The organism is Bacillus sp. P4_E1 (assembly GCF_056401715.1).
In genome coordinates, this window is record NZ_JBFUIV010000025.1 from 1 (window position 1) to 22753 (window position 22753).

The following is a 22753-nucleotide window of genomic DNA, read 5'->3' on the forward strand; positions in this document are numbered from 1 at the left end:
GGTATTAGTATTAGCCCCGGTTTCCCGGAGTTATCCCAGTCTTATGGGTAGGTTACCCACGTGTTACTCACCCGTCCGCCGCTAACTTCATAAGAGCAAGCTCTTAATCCATTCGCTCGACTTGCATGTATTAGGCACGCCGCCAGCGTTCATCCTGAGCCAGGATCAAACTCTCCAATAAAGTTAGTTTGTCTAGCATCTAAAAATAAAAATTGACGTTCACGTTGTTTGTTTCGTTCAGTTTTCAAAGAACTTATCTGCCGCTTCARAAGCGACTTCATCATATTAACATCTTCATTTTTCGATGTCAACTATGTTTTTCAATTTCTTTTTTGTCGTTTTCTGCGTTTCTGCATCAGCGACGTTTATTAATATATCATGTGAAAAAATGAAATGCAACACCTTTTGAAAACTTTTTTGAAACCAACTACAATTCTTTTTTAATATCATATACTTAAACGAAACATCTCTTTCATTTCTAAGTAATTCCTACATATATTCTATAGAAAGTCACTCTGTCAAAAAACGTTTCTTTCTATATAAAGTGAAACTTTAATCAGTGGGGGGTATTCATCCCMCACTGATTATTAGCCTTCACCAATCGGGCATTTACGGGCAGTCGTCTCCCACCTAACTTTCTCGCATTCGGCGAATTTTGAGGCGGGGCTGACTGCCCGCAAATAGTGGGATAAACGTTTTATTCATATACCATATCATACAAGGAGGAATATACATGGACTACACCGACTTATTAATAAAACTAGGTCTCTCGGCTATTTTAGGATTCGCTATCGGTTTAGAGCGCGAATTAAAACGTAAACCACTCGGCTTAAAAACGTGTTTAGTTATTTCTATTATTAGTTGCCTCCTAACTATTGTTTCTATTAAAGCAGCTTACAACTTACCACATACCGATCATATGAATATGGATCCACTTCGACTTGCCGCTCAAATTGTATCAGGAATTGGTTTTTTAGGTGCCGGTGTAATTTTACGCAGAGGAAACGATAGTATTGCGGGGTTAACGACCGCCGCTATGATTTGGGGTGCTTCTGGCATCGGCATTGCCGTTGGAGCTGGTTTCTATATCGAGGCTATTTTCGGAATGTGTTTCCTTATGATTAGTGTAGAACTTATACCATTAGCGATGAAATACGTCGGTCCTAGATCATTTCGCCAACGTGATATCGCAGTGAGACTCGTTGTACGAAATATGGACAATATCCCGACCGTAATTGAAGAAATAAAAGAAATGGATATAAAAGTTAAGAACATGAAGCTCAAAACATTGGAAAATGGTTCGCACTATTTACATTTAAAATTGTCTATCGATCAAAAAAGACATACTGCTGATGTTTATTATGCTCTTCAGCATCTTGAAAGTGTTCAACAAACTGAAGTTGAAAGTATGTATTAATTATGGAATGAACTCTCTTTTTAATTAGAGAGTTTTTCTTTTTTCTATAATGGTAACAATGAATGTAGTCCTGAAAAGTAAGGAGGAATAGGAACTTGAAATCCCGTCCGAATTTAGTAGATACATTTCGTGATTCCATTATTTTTCGTTTAATTTGTTTTATTATTGTACTTACTGCCTTCTCCGGCTTTCTTATACATATATTAGAGCCATCTCACTTCACCACATGGTTCGACGGGGTTTGGTGGTCAATCGTTACCATTTTCACCGTTGGATACGGCGATTTCGCCCCCCATACAACGATAGGAAAACTTATTGGTATATGTATTATTTTATTAGGAACGGGACTTTGTTCTTATTATATGGTTCTATTCGCTACCGACATGATTAATAAACAATATATGAGAATTAAGGGTGAAGCAGCTGCTACCTCTAATGGTCATATGATTATCGTTGGCTGGAATGAGCGTGCAAAACATGTTGTAAAACAAATGCACATATTACAACCGAACCTTGATATCGTTTTAATTGATGAAACACTTTCTTTACTTCCAAAGCCATTTCATCATTTAGAATTTATAAAAGGTTGTCCGCATCACGATCAAACTTTATTAAAAGCTAACATTACAACAGCTCACACTATATTAATAACAGCGGATAAAGAGAAGAACGAAAGCTTAGCAGATACACAGTCCATTTTAAATATTTTAACTGCAAAAGGACTTAATCCAAACATTCACTGCATCGCTGAACTTCTTACTTCTGAACAAATCCAAAATGCAACGAGAGCTGGCGTATCAGAAATTATAGAAGGAAATAAATTAACGAGCTATGTATTTACCGCTTCTCTTTTATTCCCTTCCATTTCAGGTGTACTATTCTCACTTTACGATGAAATCTCTGATAACAAATTACAACTGATGGAGATTCCCCCGTCCTGCACCGGACAATCCTTTGCAAATTGTAGCTATACTCTTTTAAAGCAAAACATTCTCTTACTAGGTGTAAAGCGCGACGAACAATATATGATCAATCCAGTTCATTCTTTCATTCTCATCGAAAGCGACATACTCATCGTTATTCACCATTAAAAAAATGATTTTCTAGTTCTTGTACCAATACTTTACCAATATTGACATACTTTCTTTTCACATCTCCATCTGGATCTTGCGGCTCCGCAAATTGATCCAATCCACTCGTTCCAGCTGTTAAAGCATTAACATTATCATCTAGTTCGTCTTGATATACGTGCGAAAGAATATACGGTGTTTCAAGACGGACTATTACACCAGGCACATCTAGTTCCCCATCCACCGCTGTAAATGGTACGCGTAAAAATTGATACCCTTCTTCTTCGTCGATTTTATAATCAAAGCATCCTTTATCATAATCCCAATTGCCGCCAATACTATATCCAAGTGGTTTCATAACCTCTTCTAACTTATATAACGCATATGTACATCCTTCTAATTTTGATTGAATCGGAATCAAGCCCATCCCTCCTAGACTTTTCCTTTAGCATACCCATTCTAGTTTGAATATACCGATGTACCTTTCAATAAAATAATAAAAAGCGACCGGAGACCCGATCGCTTTTCATTATTTTAAACGCTCTTCTAATTCTGCTTTTAATTCTTCAAATCCTGGTTTACCAAGTAAAGCAAACATGTTTTTCTTGTATGCTTCTACTCCTGGTTGGTCAAATGGATTTACGCCTAATAGGTAGCCGCTCATCGCACATGCTTTTTCGAAGAAGTATACAAGGTAACCGAATGTGTACTCATTTAATTCAGGGATGTTTACGATTAAGTTTGGTACTCCGCCATCGCTATGTGCAAGTAATGTACCTTCGTATGCTTTTGTGTTTACGAAGTCTATCGTTTCACCAGCAAGGTAGTTTAATCCATCTAAATCGTTGTCGTCTAATTCGATTTTTAGTTCGTGTGTAGATTTACCTACTTTAAGAACTGTTTCGAATAGGTCACGACGACCTTCTTGAATGTATTGACCTAATGAGTGTAAGTCAGTTGAGAAGTTTGCTGAAGATGGGAAAATACCTTTTTGATCTTTTCCTTCACTTTCACCAAATAACTGTTTCCACCACTCAGAGAAGTAGTGAAGTGCTGGCTCATAGTTAACAAGCATTTCAATTGTTTTCCCTTTATTATATAGAGCATTACGAACTACTGCGTATTGGTAAGCTGGGTTTTCTTCAAGTTCTGATTTCGCGAAATCATTATGACCAGCAGCTGCACCTTTCATCATCTCTTCAATGTTTAGGCCACTTACAGCGATTGGCAATAAACCTACTGGTGTTAATACAGAGAAACGACCGCCAACATCATCTGGAATAACGAACGTTTCGTAGCCTTCATTATCAGATAATGTTTTTAAAGCACCGCGTGCTTTATCTGTAGTCGCATAAATACGTTTGCGTGCTTCTTCTTTTCCATACTTTTCTTCTAATAATTTACGGAAAATACGGAATGCGATTGCAGGCTCTGTTGTTGTACCTGATTTGGAAATAACGTTAATAGAAAAGTCTTTACCTTCTAGTACGTCCATTAAATCTTTCATGTAAGTGGAGCTAATGTTTTGTCCAACAAATAGCACTTGTGGAGTTTTACGTTGTTCTTTAGAAAGCGTGTTATAGAAAGAATGGTTTAACATTTCAATTGCTGCGCGTGCTCCTAGGTAAGAACCACCAATACCTACAACAAGTAAAATGTCAGAGTCATTTTTAATTTTTTCTGCGCATTTTTGAATGCGAGCGAATTCTTCTTTGTCATATTGAAGCGGAAGCTCTACCCACCCAAGGAAATCGTTCCCAGCTCCAGTTTTTTCGTGGATTGCATGATGTGTTACTTTTACTGCATCACGTAAATAAGTTAGTTCATTTTCACCGATGAAGGATAACGCTTTAGAATAGTCGAACGTTACATGTGTACTCATCTTTTTCCCTCCAATTATGTATATGTATTTCTGTATTCACTTTAGCGAAACTAAAGTTGTAAATCAAGCGATTCAACAATTGTAAACGTAACCATTATTTATTTTTTAGAAAAAGTTCATTTTTTGCATAAAAATTCGAATTTTTCGGTATAGATGTATATACATCGTTTTTCGTACATTTTTCATGTATAAAAACAACAAAACTATACCATTCTATAAAGGAGTTAAATTTTCTTATTAACTCCTTGCTTGCTCACGCTTCACATTAAGGGGGGCTTTTCATGAGTACCTTGCAACGTATCGCATTAGTCTTCACTGTAATCGGCGCTGTTAACTGGGGACTGATCGGGTTCTTCCAGTTTGACTTAGTAGCAGCTATTTTCGGGGGACAGAACTCAGCTCTTGCACGTATTATTTACGGCATCGTTGGTATTTCTGGGCTTATCAATCTCGGCTTACTATTTAAACCATCCGAGAATCTTGGTACTCACCCAGAAACACATGAAATTCAATAGTCAGTATGTCTTTTTCGCCTCCGACATACGAATATGATTGCATGCAATCATATTTGCAAATATATATATCATAAGTCACAGTAAAAGAGGAACGCTCATATGCGTTCCTCTTTTACTTTATTACCTCCGACTCTTCAATCCATTCTGCTAGCTTTTCTCGCAGTGTATTAAATCCGTTCTCTGATGGATTCGGTATAAGAATTCGTCCTTGCTTTCTTTTCGCCGCTTTTAACGATAAACTCATTTTTCTGTGTTCTTCATCAATTGAAAGTACTTTTACTTCTACTGTATCTCCGACCTTTAAAAAGTCATGAATGTCTTTTACATACCCATTTGTGATTTCAGATATATGCACAAGTCCTTGTGTTTCTGCATCCAAAGCTACAAATGCACCGTAATCTTGAATTCCAGTTACTTTCCCTGTTACAACCACTCCCGTTGTATATTGTTCTGACATGTGAAACACTCCCATACGTTTACCATTTTCTCTACAATTGTAAATAGCAAAGCAGATGTATTTATTGTTAAATATCCGATTAGTGGTAAGTATCCTAAGTAAAACACCGAGGATACTCCCACCTTATATTAGTAAATTATACCACTTTGATAGAACTCATTCAAAATTCACGAAAAAATTTCCTGTAATACGTATAATTCTCCAATATTAGGATAGAATACTAACACATGGCTTTCTAGTATTCCCCCCCTTTTATGGACAAAACGTATTGTGTTTTGTCCTTTTTTTATTCTCTATGAACCGTTCCATTCTCTTCATTGCTTCCATAAGTTGCTCAAGCGATGTTGCATACGAACAACGAATAAATCCTTCACCACTCCCGCCAAACACATTTCCAGGAACAACAGCCACTTTTTCTTCTAATAATAATTGTTCTGCAAATTCTGCTGAAGATAGTCCGGTTGAAGCTATAGAAGGGAAGACATAAAATGCCCCGCCTGGCACATGACATGTTAAGCCCATTTCATTGAAAGATGTCGTCATAAAGTTACGACGTTTTTTATAGCTATCTCTCATTCGAATTACTTCATCATTTCCCCCGCGTAATGCTTCAAGTGCTGCAAATTGAGACATCGTCGGTGCACACATCATTGAATACTGGTGGATTTTGAGCATTAATTCTGAAAATTGAACAGGGGCTGCAATCATCCCAAGACGCCATCCCGTCATGGCAAACCCTTTTGAAAATCCTGAAATTAAAATCGTATGGTCACGCATATTTTTAATACTCGCGAAACTCGTATATGCTTCGTCGTATACGAGCTCTGCATAAATTTCATCCGATAACACGATTAAATTATACTTCTCAACAATAACAGCTAGCTTTTCTAATTCGGATTTATTTAACATTGCGCCTGTTGGGTTATTGGGAGAACAAAGTAATATTGCCTTTGTTTTCGTTGTAATAGCTGCTTCAATTTGATCTGGCTGTACTTTAAATTCATCTTCTAATGAAGTCGCCACTGGAACAGGGACCCCGCCCGCTAACGTAACAAGCGGTGCATACGAAACGAAACTTGGTTCAATAATAAGTATTTCATCATCAGGGTTTACAATAGCACGCATCGCTACATCTAGCGCTTGACTCGCTCCAACTGTAACAATGATTTCATCATTCGGATCATAAGATACTGCAAATTGTTTTTTTAGATACTTTGCTATTTCTTGACGGAGCTCCAATAATCCTGCATTTGCTGTATATGACGTATATCCTTGTTCTAAAGAACGAATACATGCTTGCCTTACATTCCAAGGTGTAACAAAGTCCGGCTCTCCCACTCCAAGTGAAATAACACCTTTCATACTTGCCGCTAAATCAAAAAACTTTCGTATACCGGACGGTTGTAAAGATTCTGCTACTCTAGATAGGTCAAATTGCTTCACGGTGTCACCACAATTCTCTTATCATCATCTGTCTTTTCATAAATAATCCCCTCATGTTTATACTTCTTCAAAATAAAATGAGTTGTCGTTGAAACGACAGATTCAATTGTTGCTAATTTCTCAGAAACAAACATCGCTACTTCTCCCATCGTCTTTCCTTCTAATGTAATAGAAAGGTCATATGTCCCAGACATTAAATAAACGGATTTCACTTCTGAATAGCGATAAATTTGTTCAGCTACTGCATCAAAACCGACACCACGCTTCGGTGTAACTTTCACATCAATCATCGCCGTTAAACCAGTATGTTCTTTCACTTTTGTCCAATCGATATGTGTTACATAGTCCACGATAATCTTTTCACTTTCTAATTTCGTAACCATTTTTTTCACTTCTTCTACTTCTATATTTAACAACTTCGCTAATGTATCTACAGATAAACGACTATTCTTTTCAAGACAAGCTAATAATTCCAATTCTTTCTCTGTCACCATATAAATCATCCTTCCTTTTAGTTTCTGTCTAAATTATACAAATACTCTTTCCAATTTGAAAAGAAGATTTTTTTAGTGAATTATGTCAAAATAAAGTGAAACTTTAATCAGTGGAAAGACTCACCCCGCTGATTATTATTTGAACCAATCGAGCTTTTACGGACCGTTGCTTTCCCACCTAACCTCTTTGCTTAAGCTGCTTTTTGAGGCGGGAGGCTTACTGTCCGTTAAATCGGGGTAAAGTGAAAAAACGCAGGATAAAGTGAAAGGGGATGGAACCGTGAAACCAAAAGTATATATTGCCGAACCAGTTCCAACATTTGTAGAAAACTATTTATCAGAACACTGTGATTTTGAAAAATGGGATCAAAACGAGAAAGTACCTCGTGATGTTCTATTAGAAAAAATAAAAGATAAAGATGGGTTATTAAATTTCGGATCTACTATAAATGAAGAATTATTGCAGGTTGCTCCTAATTTAAAAGTAGTAAGTAACATTTCTGTTGGCCATGATAACTTTGATTTAAAAGCGATGGAGAAACAAAATGTTATCGGAACGAATACTCCATATGTGTTAGATGATACAGTAGCCGATCTCGTTTTCGCTCTTATGTTATCTGCTGGTCGCCGTGTTTGCGAACTCAATTCCTATGTGAAAAATGGTGAATGGAACGCTGAAATTGGAAAAGAACACTTCGGACTAGATGTACATCATAGTACGATTGGTATTATCGGAATGGGACGAATTGGAGAAGCTGTCGCAAAACGAGCGAAATTCGGCTTTGATATGAATGTCCTTTACTATAACCGTCGCCGTAAAGAAGAAGCTGAGCAAAAATTTGATGCTACATATTGTGATTTACAAACTTTAATCAAACAATCTGATTTTATTATTCTTCTTACTCCATTAACAGATGAAACGTATCATCTTATCGGTGAAAAGGAATTTTCACTAATGAAAGAAACAGCAATTTTCATTAATGCTTCTCGCGGGAAAACAGTAGATGAAACTGCATTAATTCATGCGTTAACAGAAAAGAAAATATTTGCAGCCGGCATCGACACATTTACACAAGAGCCGATTCAAAAAGAGAATCCGCTCTTATCATTACAAAACGTTGTAACTTTACCGCACATCGGATCTGCAACATTAAAAACTCGGCAGCAAATGGCAATGACAGCTGCTGAAAATTTAGTAGCAGGATTACAAGGAAAAACACCACCTAATATTGTGCGTGGGTAATTATAAATAAGCGAAAGGCAAGATGACGATGTCATCTTGCCTTTTTTTGTTAACATATTTTGTTTCTTGCCGGGAGATGATATGAACAAAAATCAATGGAGTGACAAAAAATGAACCATGAATGCAAATGCCCTTACTTCACTTTTTCCACTCGCGGGACTACTATTCATTACGAATTGTATGAACATAATACTAAAAAAGAACGACCTACTTTCGTACTCGTTCACGGCTTCCTCTCTTCCTCATTTAGCTATCGACGACTCATTCCTTTACTAACAAAGGAAGGTACAGTAATTGCCCTTGATTTACCACCATTCGGAAAAAGTGATAAATCTCATCTCTTTAAATATTCTTATCACAATTTAGCAGCTATTATTATCGATTTAATCGAACATTTATCTCTCGCGAATATTGTATTAGTTGGCCATTCTATGGGCGGACAAATTTCACTCTTTGTAAACCGACTACGCCCTGAATTAATTTCAAAGACGATTTTACTATGTAGCTCTAGTTATTTAGCACGCGCAAACTTACCTTTACTGTACTCCTCTTATTTACCGTTCTTCCACTTATACGTGAAGAACTGGATTATTCGAAGGGGCATCGTCCATAACTTAATGAATGTCGTTCATGACCATTCATTAATTGACAATGAAATGATGGAAGGCTATGCTGCTCCTTTTTATGATGATCGTATATTCCCTGCTTTAACTCGAATGATAAGAGACCGTGAAGGTGACTTATCTTCAACTGAATTACAAAAAATCGAAACCCCAGTATTACTCATTTGGGGTGAAAAAGATCGCGTCGTCCCTGTACATGTAGGACACCGTCTCCATAAAGACCTGCCAAATTCAACTTTCATTTCTTACGAAAATACAGGGCACTTACTACCTGAAGAAAAGCCCGATCATGTTTATGAAGAAATTATTACGTTTGCGACGCAATAAAGTGAAGCTTTAATCCGTGGGGGTTTTTACGGGCAGTTTGATTTCTCGCCTAACCTCTTTGCTTCAACCGAATTTTGAGGCAGGAGTCTTACTGCCCGCAAATAGCGGGATAAAGTGAAGCTTTAATCAATCAGCACAAATGAAAATAAACAAAAAGGCTGTCGTAAATTCCGACAGCCTATAACGAACAACTTCCGCCTTCTTTTAGTACGAGTAACTCTACTGCTAATTTTTCGCATTTTTCAAGTGCAGGTACTTCTTCAAAAGACATAAAGTATATATGTTGAATCTTCTTTGCGATGTATTTCGGATCATCAAACACACTTACGACGTTTACAACATCGCTCGCTTCTGTTTCATAAAACTCCGGTCCCATTTGAAACGGATCCCAATTTTTCACAACCTCAATCATTTTGTCATATGCACCCATCTGCTTCCCGCCTTTTCACTTTTTAATGCTTTTCTTTATCGTATCACATCAGCTATTCTATAAGAAGAGTGAGAATTTTCATAACTTAACAGTTTGACAGAAGAAAGGAGCAAACATATGCAACTATTTCATAAAACGGTAAATCGTCGCGGAACGCATAGTACAAAATGGGATACATATAAAAATGAAGAGCTCATCCACGCTTGGATTGCCGATATGGATTTTGAAGTACCAAAACCAATTCAAACTGCATTACAAAAACGCACAGAACATCCTATTTTCGGCTATACACTTCCTCCTGAAAATATTGGGGATATCATTTGTAATTGGACGAAAAGCCAATACAATTGGGAAATACAAAAAGAATGGATTGTATTTAGCGCAGGTATCGTTCCAGCTCTTAGTACGAGCATACAAGCTATAACGAAAGAAGGAGAAGCCGTACTAGTACAACCTCCTATTTATCCACCATTTTTTGAAATGGTCAAAACAAATAATAGACAATTATGTGAGAGTCCCTTATTTAAACAAAATGGCATATATAAGATAGACTTCGAGCATCTAGAAACTCAATTTAAACAAGGTGTAAAACTAATGCTTCTTTGCAGCCCTCACAATCCTATCGGGCGCGTTTGGACGAAAGAGGAGCTAACAAAACTCGGTACGTTATGTACGCAATATAATGTAACCGTTGTCGCGGATGAAATTCACGCCGATATTATTTATAGAGGCCATACTCATACACCGTTTGCTTCTTTATCTGAAGAATTAGCAGCACGCACTATTACTTGTATGGCTCCGAGCAAAACATTTAATATCGCTGGATTACAAGCATCGATCATTATTATTCCGAATGAAAATCTCCGTAATGCCTTTATGTCTATCCAATATAGACAAGGATTCCACGGATTAAATACATTTGCTTATACAGCAATGCAAAGTGCCTATACAGAATGTAATGATTGGCTAAATGAAATTCGATTGTATGTTGAAGATAACGCTCAATTTGCTTGTGAGTATATTCAAAATCACATACCATCTCTTTCTGTAATTAAACCAGAAGGTAGTTTTTTACTGTGGATTGATTGTTCCCACTTGGATCTTTCTCAAGATGAACGAACAGCATTGCTTGAAGAGAAAGGTAAAATCATCGTTGAGCCTGGTGAGAAATACAGAACAGGTGGAGAAGCCTATATCCGAATTAACATTGGCTGTCCTAGATCTGTTTTAGAAGAAATTTTAAACAGACTACACCATACATTCTCATAACAAAAAAGGAGGCTATCCCAAAATGATTTTGGGACAGCCTCCTTTTTTTCGATAAATCGATATAATTCCACTTACTATTATGCGGTTTTACAACAAAATCTACCATTCAAGGTAGCTTCTATTTTTTCTTCATATCCGACACTTTTTTTACGATAACACCGCAAGCAATTCGGCCACCAGATTTACCCGTTGGTTGCGTCATACCATCATCAGCGTTTTCTGTAATAATAATAGACGCTCCATCTTTTCTATGAATCGTCGTTTTTCCTTCTTCAAGCGTTATATGCGGAGCATCGATTTCTGCTTTAATCTTTCCCGAACCGTCTGCAACTACGTTCGGTAAATCACCATTTTCTGCACCCTTCGGATTCAAGAGCCCATGTTTTTTATTATCCGGATTAAAATGATTCCCAGATGATTCGAAACGTGGCGCTTTACATTCTCCGATTTCATGCACATGTATCCCGTGTGGTCCTGGTGTAAAGCCTTCCGCTTTAATCGTAATTTTCACTCCACTTGTTTGCTGAACTACTTTTGCAGTCCCAACTTCATCACCTGAAGCATTATGTAATTTCACATCAATTTCTTTCGGCTTCCCTTGGTCACAACCCGCCATTAGAAATAATAAACAACAACTGAAAAAAAGCCGTCTTTTCATTCAATTCCCTCCAAAATGCTTTCTGCCCTTAGATTGTCCGAGCATAGAGGGAAACATACAAAAATGAATTACCGTTTCTTTTCAGCTAAAAGCTTTTCTTCTACCTTCTGTAATCGCTCTGCTTCTCGTTTTGATACACGAATAAACATACGCCACGTAGCAACCGCACCGATGATAAATAGAACGCAAACAATACCTGGAATAATATACTCCGTTTTATCTTCAGGGAAATATAAAGGCATCATATGAAACACTCCTTATCGGGGAATTTATAGTAAGAATAAACATCAGAATTTTCTGTTTTATCATCTTAAATTATAATTGAAGCCTGTCATATTCTCAAGGGGGCGTTCCGAAAGCGAATGATTTCTTTGACTCCTTCGCGCACTTTCCTTACTATAAACTTGAGGTGAAAAATATGAGAGAAACATTTGAAATTGGTGAAATCGTTACTGGTATTTATAAAACTGGAAAATACATCGGCGAAATTACAAATAGCCGTCCTGGCAGTTACGTCGTAAAAGTACTAGCTGTTTTAAAACATCCAGTGCAAGGTGATTTACATAATGTAAAACAAGCTGACGTACCATTCTTCCATGAAAGACGTGCTTTAGCTTTTCGTGAACAGACGAACATTCCAGAGCAAATGGTGAAGAAATATGAAGGGGAAATTCCGGATTATACAGAGTCACTAAAATTAGCATTAGAAACTCAAATGAATTCATTTTCTGAAGATGATTCACCTTTTGCGGGGCGTAGTCTAGAAACACTTCAGCAATTGAAGCAAGATTACAAACTTTAAAAAACAAAACGACCAAATTACATATTTTGCAATTTGGTCGTTACTGTGTACTCACTTTCTTTAACACTTTCGAAAAATCAACAAGTTCCCCTAATGTCGGAGGTGCTGGTTTGACTAAATACTCTTTATCTTTTTCTACTAACTTAAAAATATTATATGTCGTCATCGCATCATCAAGCGCACAATGATGCTTTCCTGTTCCTGCTTTTCCATACGCCTCAATTGCTTTCCACAGCCCTGTTTGATTTCTCTCTCCAAAAAACTTCTTATACTCAAGCGATAAATCACGACACTGTCCAAAGAATGGAAATTCTACTCCCGCCATTTCACAGTTATGCTTTAAGACTTTCATATCCATATTTCCCCACGTTACAATTGTCGGTTTACCACTCTTCTCATATTCTGCAAGTTTCTCAACAAGTTCATGAAAAGAAATTCCTTTGTCCACTACTTCCTGTTTAATTCCTAAAAATTTTTTACATCGATCCGTTAAAGACGGAAATGTTTTCGGTCTAATATGCGATGAATACGTATCTTCCACCTTACAACCAACAACTGAAACGAGTCCGACCTCAATAATTTCTGGGAAAAAACCTTTTGGCTTTTTTCTATGCTGGGGCATCGTAAACTCAAAGTCTAAAAACAAAAATCGTTGTTCATCCATACGATCCCTTCCTTATCATATTTGTCATTCCTTTCTATTTGACACTCCTACACGAACAAGCTCGAATGCTGATTCGATTTTAAATATTCAGATTGGATGTATCTTATATATATGTCAGATGCCCACAAATATTTTTAAAAATAAGAAAAAATGACCTATGCAGAAAATATGACAAAATAAACCCTTCCATTTACATCCGCCATTTTTCTACTTTATAATGACGTTATGTGTGTTTCATCTAGTTAATTTTTTGACACACTAAGAAAAGTGAATGAAAGGAGATGAGAGTTTTGCACGAAACAACGCAAGAACTCGCAAACTGGCAGTATTATTTCGCTATCGCAGTCTTTTTAATTACATATGCCATTATTATTTCTGAAAAAATTAACCGTGCTGTCATCGCACTTCTTGGTGCAGCATTCATGGTAATTGCAGGGGTCGTTGACTTACACAATGCCTTTACGAAACATATTGAATGGGGAACAATTACATTACTCATCGGTATGATGATACTCGTAAACATTACAAGTAAGTCAGGTGTCTTCCAATACGTTGCCATTAAAGCCGCAAAAGGAGCACAAGGAAATCCAATTAAAATTTTAATTTCACTTTCCTTACTTACCGCGCTCGGCTCCGCATTTTTAGATAACGTTACAACAGTACTTCTTGTTGTTCCAGTTACTTTATCTATTACGCGCATCTTGCAAGTAAATCCTGTTCCATATTTACTTTCTGAAATTATTTTTTCAAATATCGGAGGAACAGCAACATTAATTGGTGATCCGCCAAACATTATGATTGGTTCTGCAAATAAGCATTTAGATTTCAATGCTTTCTTATTCAACTTAGCACCTATCGTGATCATCATTATTGCTGTTACGGCAACAATTCTTTACTTCATGTACCGTAAGCAATTAATTGCTGATCCTGTACAAATTAAAAAATTAATGAGCTTAGATGAAAAACAATACATTAAAGACCCAGTATTAATGAAGAAATCTTTAACAGTACTTGGCCTTACTATTTTAGGTTTCATGACTCATTCCATTTTCCATATTGATGCAGCTATCATCGCCTTAACTGGCGCTACTGTACTTATGCTAATCGGTGTGAAAGAGCATGAAATTGAAGAGGTATTCGCAAGTGTAGAGTGGGTAACAATCTTCTTCTTCGCGGGACTATTCGTACTCGTTGGAGGACTTATTGATATCGGGCTTATCAAAATGTTAGCTCAAAAAGTAATTGGAATAACAGGCGGAGATATTTCTCAGGCATCTATCCTTATTCTATGGGTATCTGGTATCGCCTCTGCAACAATCGATAACATTCCATTCGTTGCAACAATGATTCCACTTATTAACGATATGGCAGTTGGGCTAGGTTTATCACCTTCTGACGCACAAGTCGACGTACTATGGTGGGCATTAGCATTAGGTGCTTGCTTAGGTGGAAACGGAACATTAATCGGGGCTTCTGCTAACGTAATCGTAGCTGGTATCGCAAGTCGTGAAGGACATAAATTCAGCTACATGGAATTCCTTAAAGTCGGCTTCCCAATTATGATCGTTTCATTAATCATTTCTCATATTTACATTTACTTACGCTATCTTATGTAGTAGAAAAAAGCGCCCTGCTCAGCAGGGCGCTTTCGTTCTTTTTTCAGCATATCCGAATTATTATAGAACCAAATATATCGACCGCAGGGCAACTTTGATACGCCTACTCGTTATACCTCACCGGCTCATTCCGAATAATGAACAAATGAATCGGCAAGAAAACCGAAAATGTGATTGTATGAATGATCGTAAATAGTATGGAATTCGTTCCGTATCTATCCAAAATAGCATAGATAAGATAAATAGACAGTACAAGTGATACAGCTGTTGCTAATATATATAGAATTGGTACGAAATTAAAGATGAAGCATCCAACATATATGCCAAATACTTTCCACCCTGCTTCTTCTTTCAAGAAATCTGGTAATTTATCTTTCGCTAAATCACCCCATATCTTACTATTTATAAACGGAATAAAAGCAAGAACACCATCAGTTGCACCATCATTTTTCGCCATCGTATAAAGTGCAAAAGCCGTTAACAAATACGAAATAATTGCCCAAATTATTATAACAAGCATAAACGCAAAACTAAGAGCAAAGAAACCTGCTAGTACGCCTTGATCTTCCATCTTATCCTCTCCTCTCTCTTCTCAACATATTTCATTACAGTGCAAGTTATGTTTTAAAATTTAACCAAACTCTTTGTATAATAAGAAGAGAAAGATAATGAGAGAGGAGTACATACCTATGCATCCATTTGTAAAGGCATTACAAGAGCATTTTACAGCTTATCAAAATCCCGAAAAAGCAGAACCGATGGCACGTTATATGAAAAATCACTTCCCGTTTCTCGGTATTCAAACTCCTGAGAGAAGACAGTTATTGAAAGACGTCATTCAAATACATACTCTCCCAGATAAAAAGGACTTCCAAATTATCGTGCGTGAACTTTGGGACCTACCAGAACGTGAATTTCAAGCTGCCGCACTCGATATCATGCAAAAATATAAAAAACACATAAACGAAACTCACATCCCATTTTTAGAAGAACTTATTGTCACAAAATCTTGGTGGGATTCTGTTGATAGCATCGTCCCTACATTTTTAGGTGCTATCTTTTTAAAACATCCAGAATTAATTTCTGCATATATTCCAAAGTGGATTGCATCAGAAAACATATGGTTACAACGTGCCGCTATTTTATTCCAGCTAAAATATAAACAAAAAATGGATGAAGAACTCCTTTTCTGGATTATCGGACAACTACATTCCTCAAAAGAATTTTTCATTCAAAAAGCAATCGGCTGGGTCCTTCGCGAATATGCAAAAACAAAACCAGATGTAGTATGGGAATACGTTCAAAACAACGAACTTGCCTCGCTTAGTAAACGCGAAGCAATTAAGCACATTAAGCAAAATTACGGAATAAATAACGAAAAAATAGGCGAAACTCTATCCTAGGTGGGCACGTTCCTCTATTGAGATTTAAAAAAGAACGTGTTAAAATATGTTCATTATTATTAATATAAGTAGCGATGACGGACTTATAAGTACTTGCATAAAAAGCGATTCAGGGATAGTGAAAGCCTGAAGCTGCGAGGAAACGGCAGTCTCGAGCAATACGTGATAAAGTGGATGCACATTTTGTGTATCAACTAGGGTGGAACCGCGGGCAAACGCTCGTCCCTAGGCGATTAAGCCTTGGGATGAGCGTTTTTTTATGTTTTTCAAAGCATATATTGCTCGTTTCCAAAGTACCCATCACGTCATCGCAAATACGTTAACTTTCAAAAGGAGGATTTTATTATGTATTCAATGGAACAAGTTGTAAACTTAGCGAAACATCGCGGTTTCGTTTTCCCTGGTTCTGAAATTTACGGTGGTCTTGCAAACACATGGGATTACGGTCCACTTGGAATCGAATTAAAAAATAACGTCAAAAAAGCTTGGTGGAAAAAATTCATTCAAGAATCTCCACACAACGTTGGTTTAGATGCTGCTATTTTAATGAACCCAAAAACTTGGATCGCTTCTGGTCACGTTGGTAACTTTAATGATCCAATGATCGACTGTAAAAAATGTAAAGCTCGTCACCGTGCTGACAAATTAATTGAAGATGCATTAGACGTAAAAGGTATCGAAATGGTCGTTGACGGTCTTACTTTCGACCAAATGGCTGACTTAATGAAAGAACATGAAGTAAAATGCCCAGATTGCGGTAGCCAAGAATTCACGGAAATCCGTCAGTTCAACTTAATGTTCAAAACATTCCAAGGTGTTACAGAGTCTAGCACAAACGAAATCTTCCTTCGTCCTGAAACAGCACAAGGTATTTTCGTAAACTTTAAAAACGTACAACGCTCTATGCGTAAAAAACTTCCATTTGGTATCGGCCAAATCGGTAAAAGTTTCCGTAACGAAATCACACCTGGTAACTTCACATTCCGTACACGTGAATTCGAACAAATGGAACTTGAATTCTTCTGTAAGCCTGGTGAAGATTTAGAGTGGTTCGCATTCTGGCGTGAAACTTGTAAAAACTGGTTACTTTCACTTGGTATGACTGAAGAAAGCATGCGTCTTCGTGACCACGGTGAAGACGAATTATCTCATTACAGTAACGCAACAACTGATATTGAATTCAGATTCCCATTCGGTTGGGGCGAACTATGGGGCGTTGCATCTCGTACAGACTTCGATTTAAAACGTCATATGGAACACTCTAACGAAGACTTTAACTATATCGATCCACAAACGAATGAGCGTTACGTGCCTTACTGCATCGAGCCATCTCTAGGTGCAGACCGTGTAACATTAGCATTCTTATGTGATGCATATGAAGAAGAGCAATTAGAAAACGATTCTCGTACAGTTCTTCGTTTCCACCCTGCTTTAGCACCATATAAAGCAGCTATCTTACCATTATCTAAAAAGCTATCTGAAGGTGCTACTGAAGTATTCGCAGAACTAGCTAAAGACTTCATGGTAGACTTTGATGAAACTGGTTCTATCGGTAAACGTTACCGTCGTCAAGACGAAATCGGTACTCCATTCTGTATCACATACGACTTCGACTCTGTTGAAGACAAAGCTGTTACAGTACGTGACCGTGACACAATGGAACAAGTTCGTATGCCAATTAGCGAACTAAAAGGTTTCTTAGAGAAAAAAATCCAGTTCTAATTATAAAAAAAGAGGCTGCTCATCAGAGCTGCCTCTTTTCTATTTTTCACGTTTTTCTTTAATTGCTACTGTACATCTTGATATGCATAGTAACTCATCATTTTCATCAATGATGCGAATATCCCAAACCATTGTCGATTGTCCTCTATGTATCGGTGTTCCAATTGCTGTTACAATTCCATCTTGCTTTGAGCGAATATGATTTGCATTAATTTCTAATCCGAAACAAATACATTTTTCTTGATCAATTAAATTGTATGAGCCAACACTTGCCACAGTTTCTGCTAATGCAACAGATGCACCACCGTGTAAAAATCCAAACGGCTGATGCGTGCGTTCATCAACAGGCATTGTAGCAACTACTTTATCCTCTGTCATTTCTAACAACTCAATTCCAAGCGAATCCATTAAAGTTTTTGACATATCGTTTTCAACCTCTCTCCCTTTAGATCAAATGTATAATTTTACCTGTTTAATTTCAAACTACCTATAACACTTATATAAGGAGGTTTCACCTAAATGAAACAGAAATTTTGTATACTATTGCTTATGTTCTCCTTGCTGACTATTGTACCAAATTGTGCAATAGCAGCCAAAGCATCCAACCTGACAATCAATGTTAAGACTGTAACGCAAAAAGGTAAGAAACCTTATATAGAATATCAAATTAATAGGCCTTCCTTTCACAACTTTTCTGATTCGAAATTTCAAAATAAGCTGAATTCCTATTACAAAAACTCTACTACTAAATTTAAAAGTAAATTAGAAAAAGAAGCGAAGAAATATTATGAAGAAACAGAAGGATCTAGCACACCTTTTCATCCATACGTTGCAAATGTTGACTATAAAGTAGCTTTAAACAAACCACCTTTCCTAAGTCTATATGTGAATTACTATCAATATACAGGCGGAGCGCACGGACTGTATACGTGGAAGGCAAATACATTTGATTTAAACGAAAAAAAATTATTACACTTAGACGATTTATTTCAACAAGAGGATAAATATAAAGAAATAATTCGCACAGAAATTGTAAGACAAATTAAACAAAATGAAAGCATTTATTTTCCTGATGCAGTCGAAAAAGTAACGAGCACTAAAAAGTTTCACTACTTTTTAGAACCCGATAATCTTGTGATTTATTTCCCTTTATATGAAATTGCTCCTTATTCAAGCGGAATTCCGCAGTTTCGTATTCCATACACATTGCTTAGAGACTATTTAAAGCCTTCTTATCAAAATATTTTGATTGACAACAAGTAAATATTTTCGCTACGATAATGTTAACCTAAACACAACTGGAGGTTAACATTATGAAGAAGCTTCATGTTTTAGATTTAGCATTAGCTGCCATGTTCGTCGCTCTTATGGCTATTGGTGCAAATATTGTATCGTGGGCACCATTCTTACAAATAGCGGGCATTCCATTATCTATGCAACCATTTTTCGCAATTTTAGCAGGTCTTCTTCTCGGGAGTAGACTTGGGGCATTATCAATGACTGTTTACATGCTTGTTGGAGTAGCAGGTGCGCCAATCTTCGCTAACTTCAAAGCTGGATTTGGAGCACTTTTAGATCCTACTGGTGGTTTTATTATCGCATTTATTATCGTTGCTTACGTATCAGGAAAACTAGTAGAACAAAAAGAACGACCAACATTCAGCACCTTTGCAATTTCTTCTTTCGTCGGAATCATTTTAACGTATATTATCGGTACTACTTATATGTACGGGGCAGTCAATATTTTCATGGGTGGTAATATGAGTTATAAAGCTGCCTGGATGATTATGATGTGGTTCGCAGTAAAGGATATTGCGTTTACAATTATCGGCGCTATTATCGCACCTCGCATATACTATGCTGTACGTCGTTCCGCTTATCAGCATTCTCATTCGACGATTTCATAATAAACAAGGAGCTGTTCCTATAGGAACAGCTCCTTGTTTATTATATTAAGACTCTTGCTTCATTTGCTCGTCTAAAACTTTCTTCATCATTACTAGCATATCATCACGTAATTCTGGGTGCTGCAATGCCATTTCAATTGTCGTTTGAACGAATCCTAATTTTTCACCAACGTCATAACGCTTTCCTTCAAAATCATATGCAAATACACGTTGAATTTCATTTAAGCTTTGAATTGCATCCGTTAACTGAATTTCGCCACCCGCTCCAACTTGTTGCTGTTCCAAGAACATAAAGATTTCAGGAGTTAAAATGTAACGTCCCATAATCGCTAAGTTTGAAGGCGCAGTACCTTGCGCTGGTTTTTCAACGAATTTACGAACTTGATAACGACGTCCCTCTTGCTCTAACGGATCAATAATTCCGTAGCGATGTGTTTCTGCTTCAGGAACAGTTTGTACACCAATAACAGAAGAAAGTGTTTTGTCATACTCGTCCATTAATTGACGTAAACATGGTTTTTCAGCTTGAACGATATCATCGCCTAATAATACTGCAAACGGCTCATCACCAATGAATTTACGTGCGCACCAAACAGCATGTCCTAATCCTTTTGGTTCTTTTTGTCGAATGTAATGGATATCTACCATTTTAGAAGAAGCTTGTACTTTTTCAAGTAACTCATACTTTTTCTTCTCTAATAAGTTTTGCTCTAATTCAAATGCGTTATCAAAATGATCTTCGATAGAGCGCTTTCCTTTACCAGTAACGATAATAATATCTTCGATGCCTGATTTTACTGCTTCTTCTACGATGTATTGAATTGTTGGTTTATCTACAATTGGAAGCATTTCTTTTGGCATTGCTTTCGTTGCTGGTAAAAAGCGTGTTCCTAATCCCGCTGCCGGGATAATTGCTTTTCTCACTTTTTTCATGACAAATACCCTCGCTTTTCATTCTAATTCTCTTAGTAAAGTGTAAATTTATAACACTCGCTCGTAATAATCCTCTACATCAAACAAAACTACAAGAAAAGAGGAGGCCGTTCTCCGTTCTCCTCTTTTCCTATCAGTAGCACTCTATTCTATTATAAACGATTCATAATATCTTCTTTAATAGTAAGTAACTTTTGTTCACTATTTTGTAAGGAATCATCTTGTACACCAAAGTAGAATTTAATTTTCGGCTCTGTTCCAGATGGACGTAAGCAGAACCAAGAACCATCTTCTAATTGATATTTTAACACATTTGATTTCGGTAAGTGAATCTCTTCCTTATTTCCATCTTGTAACGTTGTAATGATGCTTTCTTTATAATCCTCAACTGCAACGACTGTTAAACCAGCTACTTCTTTCGGAGGATCCTCACGGAATGTTGCCATCATCTTTTGAATCTGTTCGGCACCATCTTTTCCTTTTAACGTTAACGATACAAGGTCCTCACGGAAGAACCCATACTTCTTAAATACTTCTAGCAGACCATCGTATAACGTTTTACCTTGTGATTTGTAGTATGCAGCTACTTCACATGCAAATAGGACGGATTGCACCGCATCTTTATCACGGCAGAATGGACGGATTAAATAACCGTAGCTTTCCTCATAACCGAATTGGAATTCATATTGTCCGCTTTCTTCATACTGTTTAATTTTTTCACCGATAAATTTAAATCCAGTTAACGTATCAACTGTATCTAAACCGTATGCTTTTGCGATTGTACGGCCAATTTCAGACGTTACGATTGTTTTTAAAACAACACCGTTTTCTGGAAGCGTTCCGTTTTCCTTCTTTTGTGATAATAAGTAATCAAGCATTAACGCACCTGTTTGGTTACCAGTTAATACTTGGAATTCACCATCGTGATTGCGAACTGCTACACCTAGACGGTCTGCATCAGGATCTGTTGCGATTAACACATCTGCGCCTACTTTTTCACCGTCGCGAATTGCATACTCAAACGCTGCATGCTCTTCTGGGTTTGGTGATTTTACTGTAGAGAAATTTGGATCTGGTAACTCTTGCTCTTTTACAACTGTTACATCTGTAAATCCAACTTCTTCTAAACCACGGCGTACCGAAATATTTGATGTTCCATGCAATGGTGTAAAGACGATTTTTAAATCTTTTCCTACTTCTTTCACCATCTCTTTATTAATAATGACATTGTTCAATTCTGCTGCATAAGCATCATCTACTTCTTGTCCAATTATATGTAATAAACCGTCAGCTTTTAATTGCTCAACATCAGCAACTTCAACTGTTAATTCATTCTCTACTGCATTTACGTAGCTAATTAACTCATCAGCTTCCTTTGGAGGCAACTGGCCACCATCTTCACCATATACTTTATAACCGTTATATTCGGGCGGATTATGGCTTGCCGTAAGAACGATTCCACTTGCTGTATGTAAATGACGAACTGCGAAAGAAAGCACTGGTGTTGGACGTAAGCTTTCAAATACATATGTTGTAATACCGTGTGCACCAAGAGTAGCAGCTACTTCCATTGCGAATTCAGGTGATTTATGACGAGAATCATACGCGACAACAACACCGCGTTTTTTCGCTTCTTCACCTAGTTTTTCAATAAACATAGCTAATCCTTTTGTTGCTTTACGAACTGTATATACATTTAAACGGTTCGTACCAGCACCAAGTTCACCACGCATACCACCTGTTCCGAACTCTAGATTTTTATAAAAGCTATCCTCGATTTTCTTCTCATCTTGCTTCATGTTTTCTAGCTGTTCTTTTAATTCTGCGTCTAATTCTGCATATGAAAGCCAGCGACTAAATTCTTGTTTCCAATTCATA

25 protein-coding genes and 1 rRNA gene are annotated in these 22753 nt (G+C 37.0%); 12 read left to right on the forward strand and 14 right to left on the reverse strand.

Features of this window, described 5'->3' with window-relative positions; genetic code table 11:
* Positions 1–181, reverse strand: a 16S ribosomal RNA gene (locus AC1DS7_RS25190); the annotation flags it as partial.
* A 552-nt stretch (positions 182–733) separates the two neighbouring features.
* Between AC1DS7_RS25190 and AC1DS7_RS25195 the strand changes: the two genes are divergently transcribed.
* On the forward strand, positions 734–1417 hold the full coding sequence (locus tag AC1DS7_RS25195; RefSeq protein ID WP_002143579.1) for an MgtC/SapB family protein: 684 nt from the start codon (positions 734–736) through the stop codon (positions 1415–1417).
* Positions 1418–1512: 95 nt separating this feature from the next.
* The gene (locus AC1DS7_RS25200; RefSeq protein WP_012261908.1) at positions 1513–2508 is read left to right on the forward strand and encodes a potassium channel family protein; all 996 of its coding nucleotides are present in this window, start codon (positions 1513–1515) and stop codon (positions 2506–2508) included.
* On the opposite strand, the gene AC1DS7_RS25205 is transcribed toward AC1DS7_RS25200, so the two are convergent.
* A complete protein-coding gene (locus tag AC1DS7_RS25205) occupies positions 2495–2908 on the reverse strand; it encodes a YugN-like family protein (protein WP_002131278.1) in 414 nt (137 codons plus the stop codon). The two genes, AC1DS7_RS25200 and AC1DS7_RS25205, sit on opposite strands and share 14 nt — an antisense overlap.
* 108 nt (positions 2909–3016) lie before the next feature.
* The gene (locus tag AC1DS7_RS25210) at positions 3017–4369 is read right to left on the reverse strand and encodes a glucose-6-phosphate isomerase (RefSeq protein WP_002015845.1); all 1353 of its coding nucleotides are present in this window, start codon (positions 4367–4369) and stop codon (positions 3017–3019) included.
* A gap of 281 nt (positions 4370–4650) precedes the next feature.
* Between AC1DS7_RS25210 and AC1DS7_RS25215 the strand changes: the two genes are divergently transcribed.
* Complete coding sequence (locus AC1DS7_RS25215) at positions 4651–4884, forward strand: DUF378 domain-containing protein (protein WP_002034535.1); 234 nt, start codon at positions 4651–4653, stop codon at positions 4882–4884.
* Between the two features lie 112 nt (positions 4885–4996).
* Here the strand turns inward: AC1DS7_RS25215 and yugI are convergent, their stop codons facing one another.
* From yugI to AC1DS7_RS25230, 3 genes are all read right to left on the reverse strand, one after another.
* Positions 4997–5341, reverse strand: a complete 345-nt coding sequence (yugI, locus tag AC1DS7_RS25220) for a S1 domain-containing post-transcriptional regulator GSP13 (RefSeq protein WP_002015848.1) — start codon at positions 5339–5341, stop codon at positions 4997–4999.
* A 252-nt stretch (positions 5342–5593) separates the two neighbouring features.
* On the reverse strand, positions 5594–6784 hold the full coding sequence (locus AC1DS7_RS25225; RefSeq protein ID WP_002129685.1) for an aminotransferase: 1191 nt from the start codon (positions 6782–6784) through the stop codon (positions 5594–5596).
* A complete protein-coding gene (locus tag AC1DS7_RS25230) occupies positions 6781–7278 on the reverse strand; it encodes an Lrp/AsnC family transcriptional regulator (protein ID WP_002067952.1) in 498 nt (165 codons plus the stop codon). Before AC1DS7_RS25230 ends, AC1DS7_RS25225 begins: the two co-directional genes overlap by 4 nt.
* Positions 7279–7540: 262 nt before the next feature.
* Between AC1DS7_RS25230 and AC1DS7_RS25235 the strand changes: the two genes are divergently transcribed.
* The gene (locus AC1DS7_RS25235; protein WP_002034537.1) at positions 7541–8521 is read left to right on the forward strand and encodes a 2-hydroxyacid dehydrogenase; all 981 of its coding nucleotides are present in this window, start codon (positions 7541–7543) and stop codon (positions 8519–8521) included.
* 110 nt (positions 8522–8631) lie between these two features.
* The gene (locus tag AC1DS7_RS25240; RefSeq protein ID WP_002089283.1) at positions 8632–9471 is read left to right on the forward strand and encodes an alpha/beta fold hydrolase; all 840 of its coding nucleotides are present in this window, start codon (positions 8632–8634) and stop codon (positions 9469–9471) included.
* A gap of 178 nt (positions 9472–9649) precedes the next feature.
* Here AC1DS7_RS25240 and AC1DS7_RS25245 read toward each other — a convergent pair whose 3' ends face one another.
* On the reverse strand, positions 9650–9901 hold the full coding sequence (locus tag AC1DS7_RS25245) for a YugE family protein (RefSeq protein WP_002015854.1): 252 nt from the start codon (positions 9899–9901) through the stop codon (positions 9650–9652).
* A 117-nt stretch (positions 9902–10018) separates the two neighbouring features.
* On the opposite strand from AC1DS7_RS25245, the gene AC1DS7_RS25250 reads away from it, so the two are divergent.
* Entirely contained in the window at positions 10019–11170 is a 1152-nt protein-coding gene (locus tag AC1DS7_RS25250) for a MalY/PatB family protein (protein ID WP_476999285.1), read from the forward strand.
* Between the two features lie 118 nt (positions 11171–11288).
* Here AC1DS7_RS25250 and sodC read toward each other — a convergent pair whose 3' ends face one another.
* Positions 11289–11828, reverse strand: a complete 540-nt coding sequence (gene sodC, locus AC1DS7_RS25255) for a superoxide dismutase [Cu-Zn] (protein WP_002143588.1) — start codon at positions 11826–11828, stop codon at positions 11289–11291.
* A 68-nt stretch (positions 11829–11896) separates the two neighbouring features.
* Positions 11897–12073 carry a hypothetical protein gene (locus AC1DS7_RS25260; RefSeq protein WP_000982764.1) on the reverse strand — a complete coding sequence of 59 codons (177 nt, stop codon included), beginning with the start codon at positions 12071–12073 and terminating at the stop codon, positions 11897–11899.
* Between the two features lie 173 nt (positions 12074–12246).
* Here AC1DS7_RS25260 and kapB point away from each other — a divergent pair, with 173 nt between their 5' ends.
* Complete coding sequence (kapB, locus tag AC1DS7_RS25265; RefSeq protein ID WP_001209324.1) at positions 12247–12630, forward strand: kinase-associated lipoprotein KapB; 384 nt, start codon at positions 12247–12249, stop codon at positions 12628–12630.
* A gap of 40 nt (positions 12631–12670) precedes the next feature.
* On the opposite strand, the gene kapD is transcribed toward kapB, so the two are convergent.
* The gene (gene kapD, locus AC1DS7_RS25270) at positions 12671–13294 is read right to left on the reverse strand and encodes a 3'-5' exonuclease KapD (protein WP_002034559.1); all 624 of its coding nucleotides are present in this window, start codon (positions 13292–13294) and stop codon (positions 12671–12673) included.
* Between the two features lie 290 nt (positions 13295–13584).
* On the opposite strand from kapD, the gene AC1DS7_RS25275 reads away from it, so the two are divergent.
* A complete protein-coding gene (locus AC1DS7_RS25275) occupies positions 13585–14910 on the forward strand; it encodes an ArsB/NhaD family transporter (RefSeq protein WP_002139350.1) in 1326 nt (441 codons plus the stop codon).
* Between the two features lie 103 nt (positions 14911–15013).
* Here the strand turns inward: AC1DS7_RS25275 and AC1DS7_RS25280 are convergent, their stop codons facing one another.
* Positions 15014–15481 carry a hypothetical protein gene (locus AC1DS7_RS25280; protein ID WP_002034556.1) on the reverse strand — a complete coding sequence of 156 codons (468 nt, stop codon included), beginning with the start codon at positions 15479–15481 and terminating at the stop codon, positions 15014–15016.
* A 118-nt stretch (positions 15482–15599) separates the two neighbouring features.
* On the opposite strand from AC1DS7_RS25280, the gene AC1DS7_RS25285 reads away from it, so the two are divergent.
* A complete protein-coding gene (locus AC1DS7_RS25285; protein ID WP_012261909.1) occupies positions 15600–16313 on the forward strand; it encodes a DNA alkylation repair protein in 714 nt (237 codons plus the stop codon).
* Positions 16314–16658: 345 nt separating this feature from the next.
* Positions 16659–18035, forward strand: coding sequence for a glycine--tRNA ligase (locus AC1DS7_RS25290; RefSeq protein ID WP_002034552.1), 1377 nt, complete (start codon positions 16659–16661; stop codon positions 18033–18035).
* Positions 18036–18074: 39 nt separating this feature from the next.
* Here the strand turns inward: AC1DS7_RS25290 and AC1DS7_RS25295 are convergent, their stop codons facing one another.
* Positions 18075–18458, reverse strand: a complete 384-nt coding sequence (locus AC1DS7_RS25295) for a hotdog fold thioesterase (protein WP_002034550.1) — start codon at positions 18456–18458, stop codon at positions 18075–18077.
* Positions 18459–18554: 96 nt separating this feature from the next.
* Here AC1DS7_RS25295 and AC1DS7_RS25300 point away from each other — a divergent pair, with 96 nt between their 5' ends.
* Positions 18555–19298: a DUF3298 and DUF4163 domain-containing protein gene (locus tag AC1DS7_RS25300; protein WP_002089296.1), complete on the forward strand. Its 744-nt coding sequence runs from the start codon at positions 18555–18557 to the stop codon at positions 19296–19298.
* A 50-nt stretch (positions 19299–19348) separates the two neighbouring features.
* The gene (locus AC1DS7_RS25305) at positions 19349–19942 is read left to right on the forward strand and encodes a biotin transporter BioY (protein ID WP_002015867.1); all 594 of its coding nucleotides are present in this window, start codon (positions 19349–19351) and stop codon (positions 19940–19942) included.
* Between the two features lie 45 nt (positions 19943–19987).
* Here the strand turns inward: AC1DS7_RS25305 and galU are convergent, their stop codons facing one another.
* Both galU and AC1DS7_RS25315 read right to left on the reverse strand, forming a co-directional pair.
* Positions 19988–20875 carry a UTP--glucose-1-phosphate uridylyltransferase GalU gene (galU, locus tag AC1DS7_RS25310; protein ID WP_002015869.1) on the reverse strand — a complete coding sequence of 296 codons (888 nt, stop codon included), beginning with the start codon at positions 20873–20875 and terminating at the stop codon, positions 19988–19990.
* A 152-nt stretch (positions 20876–21027) separates the two neighbouring features.
* The gene (locus tag AC1DS7_RS25315) at positions 21028–22752 is read right to left on the reverse strand and encodes a phospho-sugar mutase (RefSeq protein WP_002143591.1); all 1725 of its coding nucleotides are present in this window, start codon (positions 22750–22752) and stop codon (positions 21028–21030) included.
* Position 22753: the final 1 nt, after the last annotated feature.